The sequence below is a fragment of the Nostoc sp. LEGE 06077 genome (assembly GCF_015207705.1).
In the GTDB taxonomy this organism is placed as follows: domain Bacteria; phylum Cyanobacteriota; class Cyanobacteriia; order Cyanobacteriales; family Nostocaceae; genus Nostoc_B.
In genome coordinates, this window is record NZ_JADEWI010000072.1 from 1 (window position 1) to 18,008 (window position 18,008).

Below are 18,008 nucleotides of genomic sequence, written 5' to 3' on the forward strand. Positions count from 1 at the left end.
TGTTTTCTCAGCCGCTCACGTAATTCCTCGGCTGACTCTTTTATTTTTACTTTGGTGACTCCTGCCATGAACGTCTGCTCATATTTCTGATTTAACTATTTCTATCATGTTTTTCGTGAATTGGTATCAGTGAGTCAAACCCGCCCAAGGTACTCACTCAAATTGTTGCAAAATCTAAAATAATATACCCATGATCAAGTCTAGTAATCATTTGTGTTGACAAATGACCCATGACTAATAACCAAAAACAACCTTTGGATGTGTTTTAGCTTACTTCACAAACAAAGTATTTAATAAGCTTTACAGACAAAATGGCATTTTACTTGTAAAATTTCTTCGATGGCATTTTATGCTTATGCAGTTCTAATCGGCTCGGCATCATTTGACACCAATACAGTGGCTATGCCTCTGTCTTTCTTGCTCCTCACCACACTGCCTAGAGCTTAAATAGGAGTGTAATTCTTACGCTCCTTAGAATTTCGCTTGTATCCCATGACTTTATCTGCGTGGGGCATAGTTGTTTTGCATTTTACGTTAATGCTTTGAACATCCTGCCTCAGTGTATTTGTGTTAATGACTACATTAAGTAGCATTATATACTGAACACAAGGATTATAAATCCCACCCTAAAGGCATTTTTTGAGCCATTCACCAACCATGAAACTTGAGGATATATATCAATTCTTTGAAAATCCTCCGCCAACTTACCTCTGTCAGGAACTAGCAATTTGTTACATACTGTCTGTTTTACTGCAAGGTGAATCCTACGGAACCGAGTTAATTCAACGTTTAGAAACTGAATACCCAACCTATCGGCTTTCAGATACCGTGCTGTATAGTGCGATTAAGTTTCTCGAAGACGAAAGGGCAATCAACGGGTATTGGAAGAAACTCGAAGGACGAGGAAGACCTAGGCGAATGTACCAAGTTTCTCCAGAATGGCAAGTTCAAGCGCAGGATTTAACGCGTCTTTGGCAAGAGTACATCAACGGGAGGACAAATTAACTAATAATTAGTAATGAATAAATCTCCCCCATTCACACAGTAACAATCAGTTATGGATACTGCTATTCTGCCATCTACGTTGCTGCTCACCTTCTTGTTATCAGTTGGGTTGTTTTTCTTTATTCGTGCTGCAACTAAAGACCGCACAAAAACTGCACAACTGATATCTGAGCAAGACGAAGCTGTATTAATGCCTCAATTACAGGATTATTTCCGTTCGCGGTCTTACCGAGTGGCAGCGGTAGACCGAGATAAAAATCAAGTCATTTTTGAGGGTTTTGTCCAACCCAGTTTGTTTTTAGCAATTTTTCTGACGCTACTGGCAACTGTAGGTTTGGTTTGTTTATCGTTTGTTTTCTCACTGCTGTTTCCTAACATCAGCAGCTTTTTTCTCGGAATAGTACTGCTATCACCTTTGAGCGGTTTGTTCTATTGGAAAAGAGCAGGAAGAACTGAGAAGGTTTTGCTTCATCTGCAAAAAGCTAATCAAGATGAACCCAACTCCCCAGGCAAAATCACTGTAACTGCCCATCGAGATGAACTGATTGAGTTACAGAAAGCGCTCAACTTAAAGCTGAGTGATTAAATTTTCGTTTTTGGACATCTCCCCTAGTGATGAGCGAGAGGAAATAAACAATAGGGAGTAGGAAAGAGGATTGTTGTGATGGAAATTTTCTCTATAGCAGAATGCTGTAGAGAAAAAGGTATCTTGTAACCTAGCTTGCAAAAGGAAAGCGCAACTTTACTCTCCCCTTTGGACGCTTTGTATCACTCTTTCTAACTCCCTGATGCATATGGCGTTGATAACTCAACTCACCCAAACCAATACGGTTTTATGAGAGTTGTTTATCTAACTGCCTTCACTACCCTTTACCCTCTACTGGCAAATCAGACCCAAATTTAAAAAAAATTGAAAATTTTGCATAAACTGATCAACTTTGCCAGTTAAATGAATATTCAGAACACATTCAACACCTAAGATCACCACTGAAAGTTCAGCGAGCAGCTACTGCCACAGGTTCTGAACCAGCCGGAGCTTCTAATGTCCGTAGGCTGGGAAATAAGAAATGGTTCTCTTCTACGTATTGAGCGCCAAACAGACCTTTTTCTGCCCAGAAATATCGGTCTGTTGTGTGTTCATTGCGCTTTACGAGTAGCAGAGCTGGTGGCAAGATCCCTTCAGCTTGAATGAATTTTCTTGCTGCTGTCACAGGTTTTTCTTCGCCGCTTTCGATGCTATATTGAGGCACATGCTCTAAAATCCGCCGTCCTTCCTGGCGACGACGACTCTTCCTTTTCCGTCTTCTTGCCAACCTATTTTCCTCCTCTTTCAAGCTATTTAGATTGTAGTGATAGCTACAAAATCCGTCGTAATTATAAAAGTTCTAGTTCAAAAAATCAATAGTTTATAAACTTTTAATACAACAAAAATAATTTTTTGAAGGCAAATAAATCACAGTACTAGTAAAGTACACGATTTATTGATCTCAACCATTACTGAAGCCGCTTTAGTGAAGCTTAACGAAAACAGAGTTAGAATCAAGCTGATTCTTGAAAATTCCCTCAAAGTCTGTGATCCTGAGTAAGAAATGAAAAATGTTAATGTCTGCTAGTTCAGATTTTGTGGCTTTATGCCGAGAACAAATAGTGTTGTTAGCCCAAGGGTTGGGAGCCTCTTTAAGTGTGGTTTATTTAACACAAGAATTGGTAGAAGCTCCAACAACTGAAGCTAAACTGATTCCTGTGGTGGTTTATCCAGAAACAGCAGGATTACCACCAGGAGAAGAAAATACTGAGGTAAAAGCACGCAAACAATTACAAATTAGTAATATTCTGCTACTACCCAAACAACAAAAAAGGTTATTGACAGCCGCTACGGAATCCACTGCTGTATCACCAGAGGTAGACACAACAGATACTGAAGAGCGCGATTTTCAGGAAGAATATTTGCTGAGTGGACACCAGATTGTCCTACCCTTAGTTCATGAGGGTGTGATGATGGGATTACTGGTGACCTGTAGAGAAGACAGAGCTTGGAATCAACAAGAACAAAGTACAATTCAAAAGATAGTTCAGACTTTAGCGATCGCTTGTGTTTTAGATCAGCGTCGTGCATGGTTGCAACAACAGTTACATCAGCAACAAATTCTGCAAGAACAGCAGCGAGATTTATTAGATAATTTATTACACCAATTTCGCAATCCTTTGACAGCATTGCGGACTTTTGGCAAATTACTCTTTAAAAGACTGCGCCCAGGCGACCCTAACCGAGATGTGGGTGCAAATATTGTGCGAGAAAGTGATCGCCTACAAGAATTATTGCAACAATTTGAGCAGGTTATTGACTGGACAGAACTAGATTTAGCACCACTAGCGCTACCAGAAAATGAAGTATTTGTGGAAGCAACTGTCCAAACAGAACCCAAACCGATTTTATTATTGCCAGGTAGCGGAGAAAAAGCAACTGATTGCTCTTTAGCTGATTTATTAACGCCATTATTACTATCAGCAAAAGCGATCGCCCAAGAACGCCATCTCAAATTAAAAACTGAAATTCCGAAAAACTTACCTTTAGTCCGTGCCAACATCAAAGCCTTACAAGAAGTATTGAGTAATATTATTGATAATGCTTTGAAATACACACCAAAAGGTGGCAAGATTTTTATTCAGGCAGGGCAAGAAAGAGGCAATTGTCTTGGTATTGCGATTAGTGATACTGGTCCGGGAATTCCCCAAGAAGACATAGCACATTTGGGCGAACGACATTACCGGGGTGTACAAGCGCAAACAGAAATTCCCGGTACAGGATTGGGACTCGCCATCGCAAAACAATTAATTGAGCAAATGCAGGGTGAAATAGACGTTTTCAGCCCAGCAATTACCACAGCGATCGCATCCCCCGATACACCGGGAACTACATTTATTATTTGGTTGCCGATTAGTCAATAGTCAATGGTCAATAGTTAAAAAAATTACTTTTGACTATTGACACTGGACATTTAACTAATCATTATCTCACTGACACCAAAAGATTTTGATTAACGGTCATTTGTAAATCAGTGTCTGGGTTAATAGCAATTAAGTCAACACTGTTGCGACCGAAGAATAAGCCAATTAAACCACCGATAGCCGCACCGCCGAGAACTTCTTCTGTAGCGATCGCGCGATCGCCTGTAACCGCAGATACCGCAGCAGCAGCCCCAGCGCCTAATACAGTATTGGTAATAATTGCTCTAGTACTAGTACCTTTGTTGACAGTTTCTGTTTTTGTAATCACATCAGAAGTAGCGGCAATTTGATACTCTTGACCTGTAGTTAAAACTAATTTTTGAGCAACGAATTGGGAACCACCTTTTGCTGGTTTGAGTTGACCAACAACTTGACTACCTGCGGGAATCACTACAGTACCATCTTGAGTAACAACATTTTGCTCAACAGTCAGGGTTAAAGGTGCCGTTTCATCCTTAGTTACCAGAATTTTTTTAGCTTGGTCATACTTCACAGGGATAACAGTTCCTTGGGGAATTGTGATTGCTACAGGTGTTGGTGTAGTATTTTGAGTCGCCACTATATAAGGTGAGTTAATTGCTGAAGCTTGATTAGAACTAACTAACGCTTGGTAAATAAAAGCTGCCACTTGGGCGCGTGTTGCAGTTGCAGCGGGATTGAGGAACTTAACATTAGGATAGTTCACCACAATTTGCTTTTCAGTTGCCGCTGCGATCGGACTACGGGCATAACTAGCAATACCAGAGGCATCGTTGAAGTATTGCAGAGTGCTTTCAACATTGCTATTAGCACTATATTCCAAACCATTAGCGAGGGAAACTAAAACCTGTTGACGGGGAATAGCTTGGTTAGGCTCAAAGCGGTTTCCGGGATATCCTGAGAGGAAACCAATGGTATAAGCTTGCTGAATAGCACTAGATGCCCAGTAATTGCTGGGTACGTCTACAAAGTTGATTGCCTGACGTTGCTGTGCTTTTTGGAAAGCTTTGTTAACCATCGCGGCAAATTGAGCGCGTGTTACCGCTTCTTCTGGACGGAAACTGCCATCAGGAAACCCGGCAATTACACCCCGCTGAGATAATTCTTGAATAAACTGTGCAGCCCAGTAGTTAGATGAAACATCAGTAAAAGTAGTTTGAGCAAAAGAGGGTGTAGATATCATAAAGGGGGCTACAGCACCAGCAGTGATGCTCAAAGCCATAAGTGCAGCAGTTTTAGATTGCCAAGCATTTAAATTAGACATTAATTTTACTCCCGACATTTATTTATTTCCTGTTAATTACTTAGACAAAAATTCAACAATAAAGTTTCCATGATTTCCGCTTTGTTGAGTAAATAAACTTGCTTTGATACTAAGGACATATATTTAAAAAAATAAGTAATAGGAAATAGTTGAGAAGCTATTTCCTATTACTTATTTCACATGACTATTTATCTATTATTCCTAAAATAATATGCACACCTATCTGAAGATTTAATCAGACGCTATAGAGAGAAAATAGTTGCATTCACTTGATAAAAAGAAGTAGGCTCTGATGGGTGTGATTAAATTTATCAAAATAATTTCAGTCATTTATTGTAGATAAATCCCCTTCTGTCTATCATCTTTCCCATTAAAAAACTGCTATGCGAGTTTTTACACATAGCAGTTATCAAATTAAACTTGAAAAGAAATTTATGCTTTCACTGCTACTTTCTTTTGTTGACGCTTTAAAAGTGAAGTAGTTCCGAAAGCGCCTATTGCTAATACTCCTAACATCGCACTGGGTTCTGGAACACTCTGTGCTAGTCTATAGGCGTGGTTATCTGTTTCAAAAGCAATACCATCTGAACGCATCACAATTCGATCAAATTTTTCGCCTGCACCACCTACAAGATTGACAAAAAGATTAGCTTGACCACTAGTCCAGCTACCATCAGCTACTGCACCTGGTACATCTGAGCCACTAAAAGTCTTTAACAACTGATTGCCACTGTAGATATCAATATAGTTGTAACTATCTAATGAGCCTGCATAAAAACCGAAGTAGTCAACAGCTTCTTTAAAATTAATATTTACAAAACCACTGTTGCCCGCAACAGTGCTATTTTGAGGAGCAATTGTGAGAAATTTGGTAGTATCTCCATAAGGTGAGGCATATTGACCACTTACACTACCTTGAACAATGTTAGTAGTGACATTAGAGTAAGTGGCAAATCCATTTGGATCATTTGCTGTCCCATCATCAAAGGTGACAGTTTTAGCATCAGAGTAGCTAGAGAACATACCACCACTTACTACCATAGTTACGGCACTAGCTGGGTTTGCACTCGCTACAATAACTGTTGTTCCTAGTAACGCAAGAGATAACTTATGTAGCATTTTCGTAAAAATCCTGGAAAGATGTGTGAGAATCAGGAATCATAAGTGATTTCAAACCAACTGTAATCAGCTAGTTTTACGTCTGCACTTATACAGAAGATGAAAAGATAAGTGAATTAAGTCCTGTCAGTGAATCTTATCTGTCACAGTAGGACGGAAGATGCAAATTTCTCTGGATGCCTGATAGTCTTATCTTGATTTTTTTTACTAGAAATAGACACCGTACATATACTAAATTTGCTTTAAAGAATGAATGAAGCGGATTTTCTACTTTATCAACCAGCAAATATTCAGCATATAGCCCGAATATTACATAAGAAGATATGAGGATAAAAGAGTTCCCGTCAGGTTAGGTTATATATTTATAAAAATGAAGCGATCGCACACTATATGAACAGAGGCGATCGCTAATTAAGCTAATTAAATTCACGACTGAAATTTCAGTTAATAAGTGTTGTTCCGGCTGATAACTAAATTGCTTGTCAGTGTGATGTCTAAATCTTGTTCGGGTCTGAGAACAAAGACATCAGCTTGTTTTTTCCGCAACAGCACGCTGGCAGCAGCACCCGCAGCACCACCAATCACAGGTTCTAATACTTCTATTCTTCTGTTACCAGTTAGGAGTGAAATTACACTAGCTGCACCTGCACCAATAGCTGCATCAGTTAAAATTTGACCAGTATCGGCACCTTTGGTTATTTTTTCAGTTTCGGTAATTGTCCTAGAATTAGCATTAATTGGTAGTCTGCGACCAGAAGGAAAAATTAGTTCGGAAGCAACAAATCTCACACCTTTGCGATTGTCGTTATTGCTGTCACTGGGGTAATTTCTCCCATATAAATCGACAGGTTCTAATCTACCAACAACTTCGGTTTTGGCGGGAATTAAGACATTTCTATTTCTATCGATAATGTCGTTAGCTATTCTTAGCTTGAGGGACATACTTTCGCCTGGGGTGACAACGACTTTTTCTTTTTCGTAAGTCACAGGCAAAGTTACATTAGCTGGAATAGTAGTTGAGCGTGATTGCCCAATATTATATTGCGCTTGGGCAGGAGCTAAAGCAATCATCGGAGCGATCGCACCTGTAGTTAGTGCCATTGCCATGAATGCAGCGGTTCCAGGTTTAAGTCGATAAAGGTGTGTCATAACAAAATTTACTTTGATGTGTGTGATGACGAGGTGCTACTGAGATTGTTTCTGACTAACGGGAGAACTATCTCTAGGCATATACCGTAGGTTAGGCTGATGGGATGACGAGGAGTATTTGCTATTGTTCCACAAAATTTCCCACAGATGAAATGCGTCGCTAAATCCAGAGTGAGATACTTATCAGTGACGTATTTCATCTGTCTTTGTTCCACTAGTATTTTTTTTATCAAAATAGGAGTCGAAATCCACAATTCGCAATTAAATGCTCACTCCTAAATTATGAATCATTCTTCATCGATACACCTATGTATTTACACTAAAAACATAATACGAAAAACAGGTGTTGTCTCATTGCCAAATTATTGTAAAAGTAGTTAAATCAAAGTACATACTTATACATTTACTGGTCAGTATATGCAAGTGGCAAAAATAATTGAGTCCTACGATTATGGTGCAGTAGATTATGAACAGATTATGCTGCGCTACTGGAATATTGATCGTCAACCGCTGATTAATTCCTTACAGCTTCAGCCTGGACAAATGGTGCTTGATGCTGCTGTAGGGACAGGACTTAATCTTCCTGCTTACCCAGAAGGTGTAAGTGTAGTAGGCGTTGATTTATCTGAGAAAATGATGGATGAAGCCCGGAAAAAGAGTGTAGCAGCAGATATCACTTTCAAAGTAGCTGATCTGCTAAATTTGGATTTTTCTGATAATACTTTTGATGCCGCTGCTTCAGGATTTACTCTTTGTGTTGTTGCTGATCCTGTACGCGCTTTGAGCGAGATTTTACGTGTTACTAAACCTGGTGCATATATCGCCATCCTCGATTACTCTAAATCACAAAATCCAGAAGTTCAGAAATGGCAAGAATTAATATATGATGCAGCTCTAGAATTAGGTTTTCCTACAGGTAAGATTAAGTGGAATGCCTTGATGGATTATGATGAATTAATCTACAACAGTCAGATACCAATTGAAGTCCTTCAGGACGAACGCATTGAAAGTCCCAATCCATTCTTATGTGGTTGTCAATTACTGCTGAGAAATTTGAAGGGTTGAATTCACAGAATTATTAAGCAGGGTGTGTTACGGCTATGAACAGATTTGATATTTTGTAAGAATTAGAATTAGCTGTAACGCACCATATATATCGGTGCGTTATAGCAACTCTTAAAGCACACTACTAGACTGACACAGCTAAAATATTGCATTAGAGTTTGGATAAAATTAACCGCAGATAAACGCAGATGGACGCGGATGGAATTTCGGTTATTGCACAAGTTTAGCTGTGTCAGTCTACTACAATTTAAGGTTTACTGATTAAATAAGTCTGGTATCTGAACTTATAGGGGTTCACAAATTAAATAATACTTCTATATCTAACTTTTAAAGATTACTTCTGATAAGGTTGAATCTCTGCAATAGGTAATAGCAATGTATCTTCTATGTACTGTCGCACTTCATGATTTACATAACAATTACTATTTAGACACTCCATGAGTAATACATTGGCATCATGATACTGCTTTATTGAATTCTTTTGCTGTTGGGTAAACTGCCAATTTGTATCCCCACTGTTATGGTATTGGTTCATTACTGCATTAAACTTATCTGCCCAATCTTGACCGTTAAATTTCCACCATTTTTTAAATGCATTTACTTTATAATCTAGTCTAGGAAGTTGCTCTTCAAGTTGTAGCAATGCTTGCTGTGTTTCAGGAGATAAAGCTAGAGGAAGAATACACTCATTATCAAAGTTTTCAATGCTGTAATCAGTATCAATAATCTCTATTAATGTAAGACTAACACATTCTTTTTTTTCTAAACTTTCCCTTTTAGAAAATATTTTTTCTAAAACAAAATTGGTGATTTGATCACCTAATTTAAAGATAGTTTTACAGAGAAAAGAAGACTTTAATATTTGTCCTGAATGACCAATATCGACTTCATCTCTGACAGCTAAAGCAAAATAAAAACCACGATTAACAGCTTTTTTATATTGAATATTCACAGCCAGAGATTTTTCATTACTCCAAAGCAACAAATTTTGCAAATTTTCATCTTCAGCTAATATTGCGTCAACTTTATCTTTCATCAACAGTAATAAACGGTCTGCACTGGGCGACATTCCAACTGCTAGAAAGAAGACTTCTCTCCAACGTTTCTCTATTACGTGAACTACTAGACTTTGTAATGCTTTCTCTGATGACTGCTTAACAAAAATAATTTCTCTAGCAGTGAAATACTCGTGAAATGTCAGATGTGAAAATGAGTAAATACCTTTAGCTCTTGCTACAACTAGCCCATGATGATGTTCAATGGAGCGCAAAACTTCTTCACTGTCAACTTGCAATGCCTCTTCATCAGTACTAGCGCCAGATAAATTGCGGATGTATTCTGTAATGTATTGCTCTGCTATTTTCTGCTTAAAAAAGTAGTCACCACGCTCAAATGTAGTCAGCGCGATTTTGCTGAGTAAATCTTCTTTGCGTTGAACTGATAGTCTTTTATAAACTTGATCACGCTGAATTCCCCGCTTGGCATCCCATTTTTTCAACAGTGCATCTAATCCTTCTTTATATAATTCAGAACGATTTGCAGGAAAATCACCAGACTCTTCAAATGCTAAACATAACAATGTTAGTAGTAACGGACTTGCAGCAAGTTCTTGGATGCGGTTATTGTCGTGGAGGCGTTGTATAAAAGTCTCTGGCTTGACAGGTTTCCCCTTAAACCAGTTAGTTGCAAAAGTAGCAATTTGTCCATCATCAAAATCTGCAACTTCTACCTCTGTGAATTTTTCAAAAGTATATTCCCGTGCGGCAATGCGGCAAGTCATCACAAAGTTATTATTTTGGAAATGGTTAGAAAAATCACGAATCTCTCTTAAGACACGCTTTGAATCTTCTTCTTTAACTTCATCCAAACCATCGAGTAAAAATAATGCTTTGCCGTGAGTTATTACATCTTGAATAGATGCAATAAATTCCTTTTTTACAAAATGCCGTTTTTTAGATATGCCCTCTATTGTGTGTTCAGTAATATATTGCAACAATTTAGGTTTGTTGGCAGCTTCGGCAAAGTCTTTAAGGGTTATAAAAATTGGTATACGTTCAGCCTGAAACTCTCCTCTGATACATTGAATTGCTAGATACTTCAAAAATGTAGTTTTACCTGCTCCAGGCTTTCCTAAAATCATCAGCTTAGAATGTTTCTCAACAGCTTCTAGTGCAGGTAATCGTTTTTCAGTAATTTTTACTAGTCCAAAGTGGTTAAAATCATCGCTTGTACACTGTTGAAGTAACTCCTCAATTCCTAAGCGCCGCCTTCCAGTGATTTTCTCTAGAATGTTGACATTGGTATAGATATCATTCAGCCCAATGGGTTGAGTCATATCTAAGACACGCATTGTACCGCAACGTTCTTCAATGAGAGGTTTTATCTTTTCGCGTACCTCTGTTACAAGAGTAGCAATATCAAAAGTATTATCTTCTACCTTCGTTAGCTCATCTACTGGCGGTAGTTCAGTAATCTCCTGCCATTTCAAACTCAACTTTTCACAAATGGCAACAAAAATTTCACGATCAACGGGGTTACCTGTAAAAAATTTGGAAATAGGTTGGCGACTCTGACAAACCAACCCGATTAAATCCTTTTGAAACAATCTCTTACTAGTGAGAGCTTGTTTTGCTAACTGTATACCTTTTTGAGATGCTTTAAGCGATCGCTCTGCCATAGCTGAACAACAAACTTGTGACGTTTTTAGCTATGTCCATTTTCTCCCTGTTAATAAAGTCACGCAACTCATACATAAATCATACGTGAACTCATACTTGCCATAAGCCTTACTCAGACATGATTCGCGCGACATTGTAAGAGTCGTCAATTGAGCATATTTTATGGACACTATTTTAATGCTGATACTTAGCGCATTTTTAGGCTGGGCAGTCGAAAAGTCGGCTGATGCAGTTTTTAATTTCGTGATGGGGTTTTTGAGGAGCGATCGCAATTCAAATCAACAAAATGATCAAAGAGATGATGAACAAGAATTAACCCTTGATAAATAGCATTACTGGCTATACCAAAGAAACCTGTCTGTGTTGCAGGTTTCTTTTTTCTTTGAAGATGAGCAAAATAATTTGCCAAGCGGGAAAAACTCGCTCATAATATTGTTAATTTTCGTAAAATTACTGACTTTAAGACTAGAATCCTGATAATCACCTAGTTAAACTAACAAGAGTGCATCTGTACTGCTCGTTCAGCAAATCCTAGATGTGGCGCTATTGCCTCAATGATTCCAGTACAACTTATCCTCAAAAACTTCCTTAGTTACCGTGATGCTACTTTAGATTTTCGTGGTTTGCATACGGCTTGTATTTGTGGTTCTAATGGCGCGGGTAAATCGTCTCTACTCGAAGCGATTACATGGGCAATTTGGGGTGAAAGTCGTGCTTCAACTGAAGATGATGTCATCCATGCTGGGGCTAAAGAAGTCAGAGTTGATTTCACTTTTCACACTAACCAGCAAAGGTATCGCGTAATTCGCACAAGAATTCGCGGTGCAACTAGTGTTTTAGAATTTCAAATTGAAACGCCTTCTGGGTTTCGTCCTCTCACTGGTAAAGGAGTACGAGCAACTCAGGATTTGATTTTAGAACATATCAAGCTGGATTACGATACGTTTATTAATTCTGCTTACTTGCGTCAAGGTCGTGCTGATGAATTTATGCTGAAACGGCCTACAGAACGCAAGGAAATTTTAGCAGAGTTGTTAAAACTAACCCAGTATGATGATTTAGAAGAAAGAGCAAAAGAATCTTCTAGACAATTCAAAGCGAGAGCAGAAGAATTAGAACGTTCTTTAGAATCGATTAAAAGTCAACTGCAACAGCGGGAATTGACAGAAACTCAAAGGGCAGAATTAGAAGCTGAACTGAATCAACTGCAACAGGTACAAGCTTTTGAGAATATTCAACTACAAAGTTTGCAAGTTGTCCAACACCAGCGGCAAAATTGGGAACAACAACTCAGCTTTGTCAGGCAACAATATCAGAATTTAACTCAAGATTGCGATCGCCTCCACCAAGAACAATCATCTGTTAAAACCCAGCTTGCAGATTTGACGGCTATCTTAACTCAGGAAGCGGAAATTAAAAACGGTTACGCCCATTACCAAAACCTCCAATCTCAAGAAGAAGCTTTTGCGGCTAAATTTGAGCAACACACCCGCGCCACTAGTTTGCGTCAACAAAAGCAACAGCAATTAACTGGGCAAATTCATGAGCTTGAAAGACAACTGCAACAAGTCCAAGCGCAACTGGAAGCCTTAGCCCAGCAGGAACAAGAAATTCAGCAAACTCTGAGTAAATCAGGCGAAGTCGAAGCCGCTTTAGGACAACTCAGCGCCGCCCGTCGCCGCGTTACTCAGTTGGATGAATTGCAAATGCAAGTTTCGCCTTTATTACAACAGCGCCAAAGCTTGCAAAGTCACTTAGATAGAATTCAAGCTAGTTTAGTCGCCAGATTAGAACAAATCCAAGCTACAGAAAATCAATTGCACCGCTCATCCCAACGTTACCCCGAACTGCAACAAGCCGTGATGGCTGTGGCGATGCAGATTGAACAAATGGAGAAAGATAAAGTTTATTTGCAACGCATCCAAGAAAAAGGACAGGAAAGAAGACACTTTATTGAACGACTACAAGCACAGCAACGAGAATATGAAAGATTATTGGGTGAATTAGACCAAAAACTTCAAATGTTGCGTAATCCCGACGCAATTTGTCCGTTGTGCGAACGTCCTTTGGATGAACATCACTGGAATCGAGTTGCCGATAAAACCAAAGCTGAATACAAAGACACCGAAGAACAATTGTGGGTATTTCGGGAACAGATGGCTTGTACAGATCGAGAAATTCAAGTACTCAGGCAGAAATATCGAGAAGTATCCCAAAATCTATCTCCGTATGATTCTTTGCGGGAACAGCGCGGACAATTAGCCGCCCAACTGGAATCAACCAGCGATGCAGAAGAACAGTTACAACAACTTACACAAGAAAGACAACATTTAGAGCGATCGCTCCAAGTTGGTGATTACGCCCACGATAAACAACAAGAACTGCGGCAATTAGACGAATATCTGCGACAATTAAATTACAATGAGCAAGATCATGCCTTAGCGCGGAGTGAAGTTGAAAGATGGCGCTGGGCAGAAATCAAACAAGGGCAAATTAAAGATGCGCTCAAACGTCAAACCCAATTAGCCGCCCGTAAACCAGAATTACAAGCAATTATCACCCAATTACAAACGAGAATTCAGCAAGAGCAAACTGATTCTGACTGCGCCCAGCAAATTGCCGCCCTTGAACGTCAAATTGCGGAAATTGCTTATAGTTCCGAGCAACATAATAATTTACGTCAAGCAGTCCGCCAAGGCCAAGCTTGGCAGTTACGCTATCAACAACTATTGTCAGCCCAGCAGCAATATCCCCAACTACAAGGGAGATTACAAGAATTAGAAGCGGCGAAAACTACTCGCTTAAACGAACGGCAAAAACTCGCCAGTCAAATTGATGAAATTGTCCAACAACTAGCCCAGTCAGCCAACCCGATTGAGCAAATTCAAGCTTTAGAACAGCAGTTAGCTATCCGCAGGCGACAACTTGATGAACAAATCGCCAAATTAGGGCGTTTAGAACAACTCGCCCATCAATTAGAAACCTTGCAAGCGCAGTACGAAGAACAACAACAGCAGTTGCAAGCTTGCAAAAAACAGTACCGTGTTTACCATGAATTAGCATTGGCATTTGGTAAAAATGGTATCCAAGCATTGATGATTGAAAACGTGCTGCCGCAACTAGAAGCCGAGACAAATCAACTTCTATCCCGATTGAGTGCCAATCAACTGCACGTACAATTTGTTACTCAAAGAGCAGGTAAAAGTAGTAAATCCAGCAAAAAGAATGCCAAGCTGATCGATACCTTAGACATTTTAATTGCCGATGCTAAGGGAACCCGCGCTTATGAAACATATTCCGGTGGGGAAGCATTTAGAATTAACTTTGCCATTCGTTTGGCAATGGCGAAATTATTAGCCCAACGGGCGGGTGCGGCGTTGCAATTGTTAATTATAGATGAAGGCTTTGGGACACAAGATGCCGAAGGATGCGATCGCCTGATTGCAGCCATAAATGCGATCGCTGCTGATTTTGCCTGTATCCTCACAGTAACTCACATGCCCCACCTCAAAGAAGCTTTCCAAGCACGAATTGAAGTGAATAAAACTCAACAAGGTTCACAAGTACAGTTATTGGTTTAGAAAAATTAGAGTGCTTGTTTCTCAAAGATTGTTTAACCCAGATTTCTCTAATCAAAATAACTCGGAATTGAGCTTTTAAACGCAGAGAATAGCTGAGGTAAACGCACTCGTCGTTAGGCGTTCCCACAGGGTAGGTAAACAGAATTTTTGTCAGGAAATTATTAGATAATGATCCTCTATCAAAAGTAATATTTTTTAAAAAAGATTATCTTTTCTAAACCAAATTCTATAGTGACGTGAGTTCGATGACCTCTCCCTAACCCCTCTGTCTTGAAAAGTTTTGCGCCGGGAAACCCAGACGCGCAAACTTTTCGCTCCGACGCGGAGAGGGGCTTAAATATCTTGAAATATCGACGAAAAATTAAGGTTTAGAAGCCTCTCCCCTGCAAGGAGAGAGGTTTGGAGAGGGGTTTTTAAAATTCGTCGAACTCACGTTATGGTGGATTTTCTGCTTTTGTCGTAAATGGGTTAAAAAAAGCTTAAAACTAGCAAGTCATCTTGGTTATATCTGCTACTCTCTCAAGCAGGAGACAGTCGGGAATTATTCATCACTCATTAAAATTTTCATACCAGCGATCGCAATAAAAAACAGGACAAATTTTCCCAGATTAGCGCTAGGGAAAATTTGTCATGAGTAGGATGGCCGTTATTGCTTAGATAACTACACTAGCTTAGTGAACAAAGGCAAAATCCTGTTGTATACGGAAATTTGATATGACTTTAGCAATCTCTCCACAAACAAAGCCTTTAACAGACGAAGAATTGCAGAAAATCAATGCCTACTGGCGGGCGGCAAACTATTTGTCAGTAGGGCAAATATATTTACTCGACAATCCACTGCTGAGAGAACCCCTGAAAATTGAACACGTAAAACCCAGACTGTTGGGACACTGGGGAACTACACCAGGGCTGAATTTTATCTATGTTCACCTCAACCGCATCATCAAAAAATATGATACGGACATGATATACATTGCCGGGCCTGGTCATGGCGGCCCTGGCTTAGTAGCGAACACCTACCTAGAAGGAACTTACAGCGAATACTATCCCAACATTTCCCAAGATGCTGAGGGAATGCAGCAGCTTTTTAAACAATTCTCTTTTCCTGGTGGGATTCCTAGCCATGTCGCCCCCGAAACCCCTGGTTCAATTCACGAAGGAGGGGAATTGGGTTATGCCCTAGTTCACGCTTACGGTGCAGCTTTTGACAATCCCGATTTGATTGTGGCGGCGGTTGTCGGTGATGGTGAAGCTGAAACTGGGGCTTTAGCTGCTAGTTGGCATTCTAATAAGTTTCTCAACCCTGTAAATGATGGGGCTGTTTTGCCGATTTTGCACCTCAATGGGTATAAAATTGCCAATCCCACATTGTTATCACGATTAAGCCATGAAGAAGTAGAAAGCTTATTTGTGGGTTATGGTTATAAACCTTACTTTGTGGAAGGTTCTGATCCCACAGACGTGCATCAACAGATGGCAGCTACATTAGATACAATCATTACGGAAATTCAAAACATTCAAAGAGAAGCCCGCGTACATGGTTTTACAGAACGTCCGAGCTGGCCGATGATTGTGTTACGCACCCCAAAAGGTTGGACAGGGCCAAAAGAAGTAGATGGCAAGAAAACCGAAAATTTTTGGCGATCGCATCAAGTTCCTTTTGGCGCGATCGCTCAACAACCAGAACATCTTAAACTTTTAGAAGACTGGATGAAGAGTTACAAACCCGAAGAACTCTTCGACGCAAATGGCAAACTCATTCCCGAACTCGCCGAATTAGCTCCTACCGCAATGCGGCGGATGGGCGACAATCCCCACGCCAACGGCGGTATCTTGTTGCGTGACCTGAAGATGCCTAAATTCTCAGACTATGCCGTAAATGTCACCCAACCCGGCAAAGTTGAAGCGGAAGCTACCAGAGTCATGGGGAAATTTCTGCGGGATGTGATGAAACTCAATATGGAAAGCCGAAACTTCCGCGTTTTTGGCCCTGATGAAACAGCATCCAATCGCTTAGATGCTTTGTTTGAAGTCACAGATAGAACTTGGGTTTCGCAAATTCTGCCCGAAGACGAACACCTATCGCCCAACGGTCGGGTGATGGAGATTCTCAGCGAAACTAGTTGTCAAGGTTGGTTAGAAGGCTATCTCCTGACTGGTCGTCATGGATTCTTCTCTTGTTACGAAGCATTCATTCACATCATTGACTCCATGTTCAACCAACACGCCAAATGGTTGAAAACTACTCGTCATATTTCCTGGCGCAGACCGATCGCTTCTCTCAATTATTTACTCACCTCTCACGTTTGGCGGCAAGACCATAACGGCTTCTCTCACCAAGACCCTGGTTTTATTGACCATGTGATTAATAAAAAATCAGAAGTAATTCGCGTCTATCTTCCCCCTGATGCCAACACCTTACTTTCCGTCACCGACCACTGTTTAAGGAGTCGTAACTACGTCAATGTCATCATTGCTGGAAAACAACCAGCGCTGCAATACCTTAACATAGACGCAGCCATTAAACACTGCACCAAAGGCATTGGTATTTGGGAATGGGCGAGTAACGACCAAGGAAGTGAACCAGATGTCGTCATGGCCTGTGCTGGTGATGTTCCCACCTTAGAAACCTTGGCTGCGGTGGATATGCTGCGTCAGTACTTCCCCGACTTAAAAGTTAGAGTTGTCAACGTCGTTGATTTGATGACATTACAACCAAAAAGTGAGCATCCTCACGGTTTGACTCCCAAAGACTTCGATACAATTTTCACAACCGATAAACCAGTTATCTTTGCTTTTCATGGCTATCCTTGGTTAATCCATCGGTTAACCTATCGCCATACCAATCATCAAAACCTCCATGTGCGTGGTTACAAAGAAGAAGGAACTACCACAACACCTTTTGATATGGTGGTTCTCAATGACCTCGATCGCTATCATTTAGTTATGGATGTAATCGATCGCGTACCAAAACTAGGCTCAAAAGCAGCTTACGTCAAACAAAACCTCCAAGATAAGCTGATCGAACACAAACACTACATTTCCCAACACGGCGAAGACCTCCCCGAAGTTCGCAACTGGAAGTGGCCGTATTAAATTTTGAAGTGTGAAGTATGAAGTGTGAAATTTCACACTTCATACTTTCCTGAAACCTTAAAA

Annotated in this window: 12 protein-coding genes; 7 read left to right on the plus strand and 5 right to left on the minus strand. The window is 40.1% G+C overall.

Annotation, left to right across the window (positions count from 1 at the left end):
* Positions 1-657 precede the first annotated feature (657 nt).
* Together IQ244_RS28455 and IQ244_RS28460 are read left to right on the plus strand one after the other, a co-directional pair.
* The gene (locus IQ244_RS28455; protein WP_062298395.1) at positions 658-1,005 is read left to right on the plus strand and encodes a PadR family transcriptional regulator; all 348 of its coding nucleotides are present in this window, start codon (positions 658-660) and stop codon (positions 1,003-1,005) included.
* 52 nt (positions 1,006-1,057) lie between these two features.
* Positions 1,058-1,591, plus strand: coding sequence for a cofactor assembly of complex C subunit B (locus IQ244_RS28460; RefSeq protein WP_193900056.1), 534 nt, complete (start codon positions 1,058-1,060; stop codon positions 1,589-1,591).
* A gap of 409 nt (positions 1,592-2,000) precedes the next feature.
* Here the strand turns inward: IQ244_RS28460 and IQ244_RS28465 are convergent, their stop codons facing one another.
* On the minus strand, positions 2,001-2,318 hold the full coding sequence (locus tag IQ244_RS28465; RefSeq protein ID WP_062294629.1) for a DUF3155 domain-containing protein: 318 nt from the start codon (positions 2,316-2,318) through the stop codon (positions 2,001-2,003).
* A 283-nt stretch (positions 2,319-2,601) separates the two neighbouring features.
* Between IQ244_RS28465 and IQ244_RS28470 the strand changes: the two genes are divergently transcribed.
* A complete protein-coding gene (locus IQ244_RS28470) occupies positions 2,602-3,954 on the plus strand; it encodes a GAF domain-containing sensor histidine kinase (protein WP_193900057.1) in 1,353 nt (450 codons plus the stop codon).
* A gap of 61 nt (positions 3,955-4,015) precedes the next feature.
* Here IQ244_RS28470 and IQ244_RS28475 read toward each other — a convergent pair whose 3' ends face one another.
* The 3 genes from IQ244_RS28475 to IQ244_RS28485 form a co-directional block, all read right to left on the minus strand.
* On the minus strand, positions 4,016-5,257 hold the full coding sequence (locus IQ244_RS28475; protein ID WP_193900058.1) for an S-layer homology domain-containing protein: 1,242 nt from the start codon (positions 5,255-5,257) through the stop codon (positions 4,016-4,018).
* Positions 5,258-5,689: 432 nt separating this feature from the next.
* On the minus strand, positions 5,690-6,376 hold the full coding sequence (locus tag IQ244_RS28480; RefSeq protein WP_193900059.1) for a PEP-CTERM sorting domain-containing protein: 687 nt from the start codon (positions 6,374-6,376) through the stop codon (positions 5,690-5,692).
* Positions 6,377-6,820: 444 nt separating this feature from the next.
* The gene (locus tag IQ244_RS28485; RefSeq protein ID WP_193900060.1) at positions 6,821-7,525 is read right to left on the minus strand and encodes a conjugal transfer protein TrbI; all 705 of its coding nucleotides are present in this window, start codon (positions 7,523-7,525) and stop codon (positions 6,821-6,823) included.
* Between the two features lie 417 nt (positions 7,526-7,942).
* Here IQ244_RS28485 and IQ244_RS28490 point away from each other — a divergent pair, with 417 nt between their 5' ends.
* On the plus strand, positions 7,943-8,590 hold the full coding sequence (locus IQ244_RS28490) for a class I SAM-dependent methyltransferase (protein WP_193900061.1): 648 nt from the start codon (positions 7,943-7,945) through the stop codon (positions 8,588-8,590).
* A 334-nt stretch (positions 8,591-8,924) separates the two neighbouring features.
* On the opposite strand, the gene IQ244_RS28495 is transcribed toward IQ244_RS28490, so the two are convergent.
* Positions 8,925-11,267, minus strand: coding sequence for an NACHT domain-containing protein (locus tag IQ244_RS28495; RefSeq protein WP_193900062.1), 2,343 nt, complete (start codon positions 11,265-11,267; stop codon positions 8,925-8,927).
* Between the two features lie 163 nt (positions 11,268-11,430).
* Between IQ244_RS28495 and IQ244_RS28500 the strand changes: the two genes are divergently transcribed.
* The 3 genes from IQ244_RS28500 to IQ244_RS28510 all read left to right on the plus strand — a co-directional run bounded on the left by IQ244_RS28500 (position 11,431) and on the right by IQ244_RS28510 (position 17,945).
* Positions 11,431-11,598, plus strand: a complete 168-nt coding sequence (locus IQ244_RS28500; RefSeq protein ID WP_193900063.1) for a hypothetical protein — start codon at positions 11,431-11,433, stop codon at positions 11,596-11,598.
* Between the two features lie 224 nt (positions 11,599-11,822).
* Positions 11,823-14,849 carry an exonuclease subunit SbcC gene (gene sbcC / locus IQ244_RS28505; RefSeq protein ID WP_193900064.1) on the plus strand — a complete coding sequence of 1,009 codons (3,027 nt, stop codon included), beginning with the start codon at positions 11,823-11,825 and terminating at the stop codon, positions 14,847-14,849.
* 714 nt (positions 14,850-15,563) lie between these two features.
* On the plus strand, positions 15,564-17,945 hold the full coding sequence (locus IQ244_RS28510; RefSeq protein ID WP_193900065.1) for a phosphoketolase: 2,382 nt from the start codon (positions 15,564-15,566) through the stop codon (positions 17,943-17,945).
* Positions 17,946-18,008: the final 63 nt, after the last annotated feature.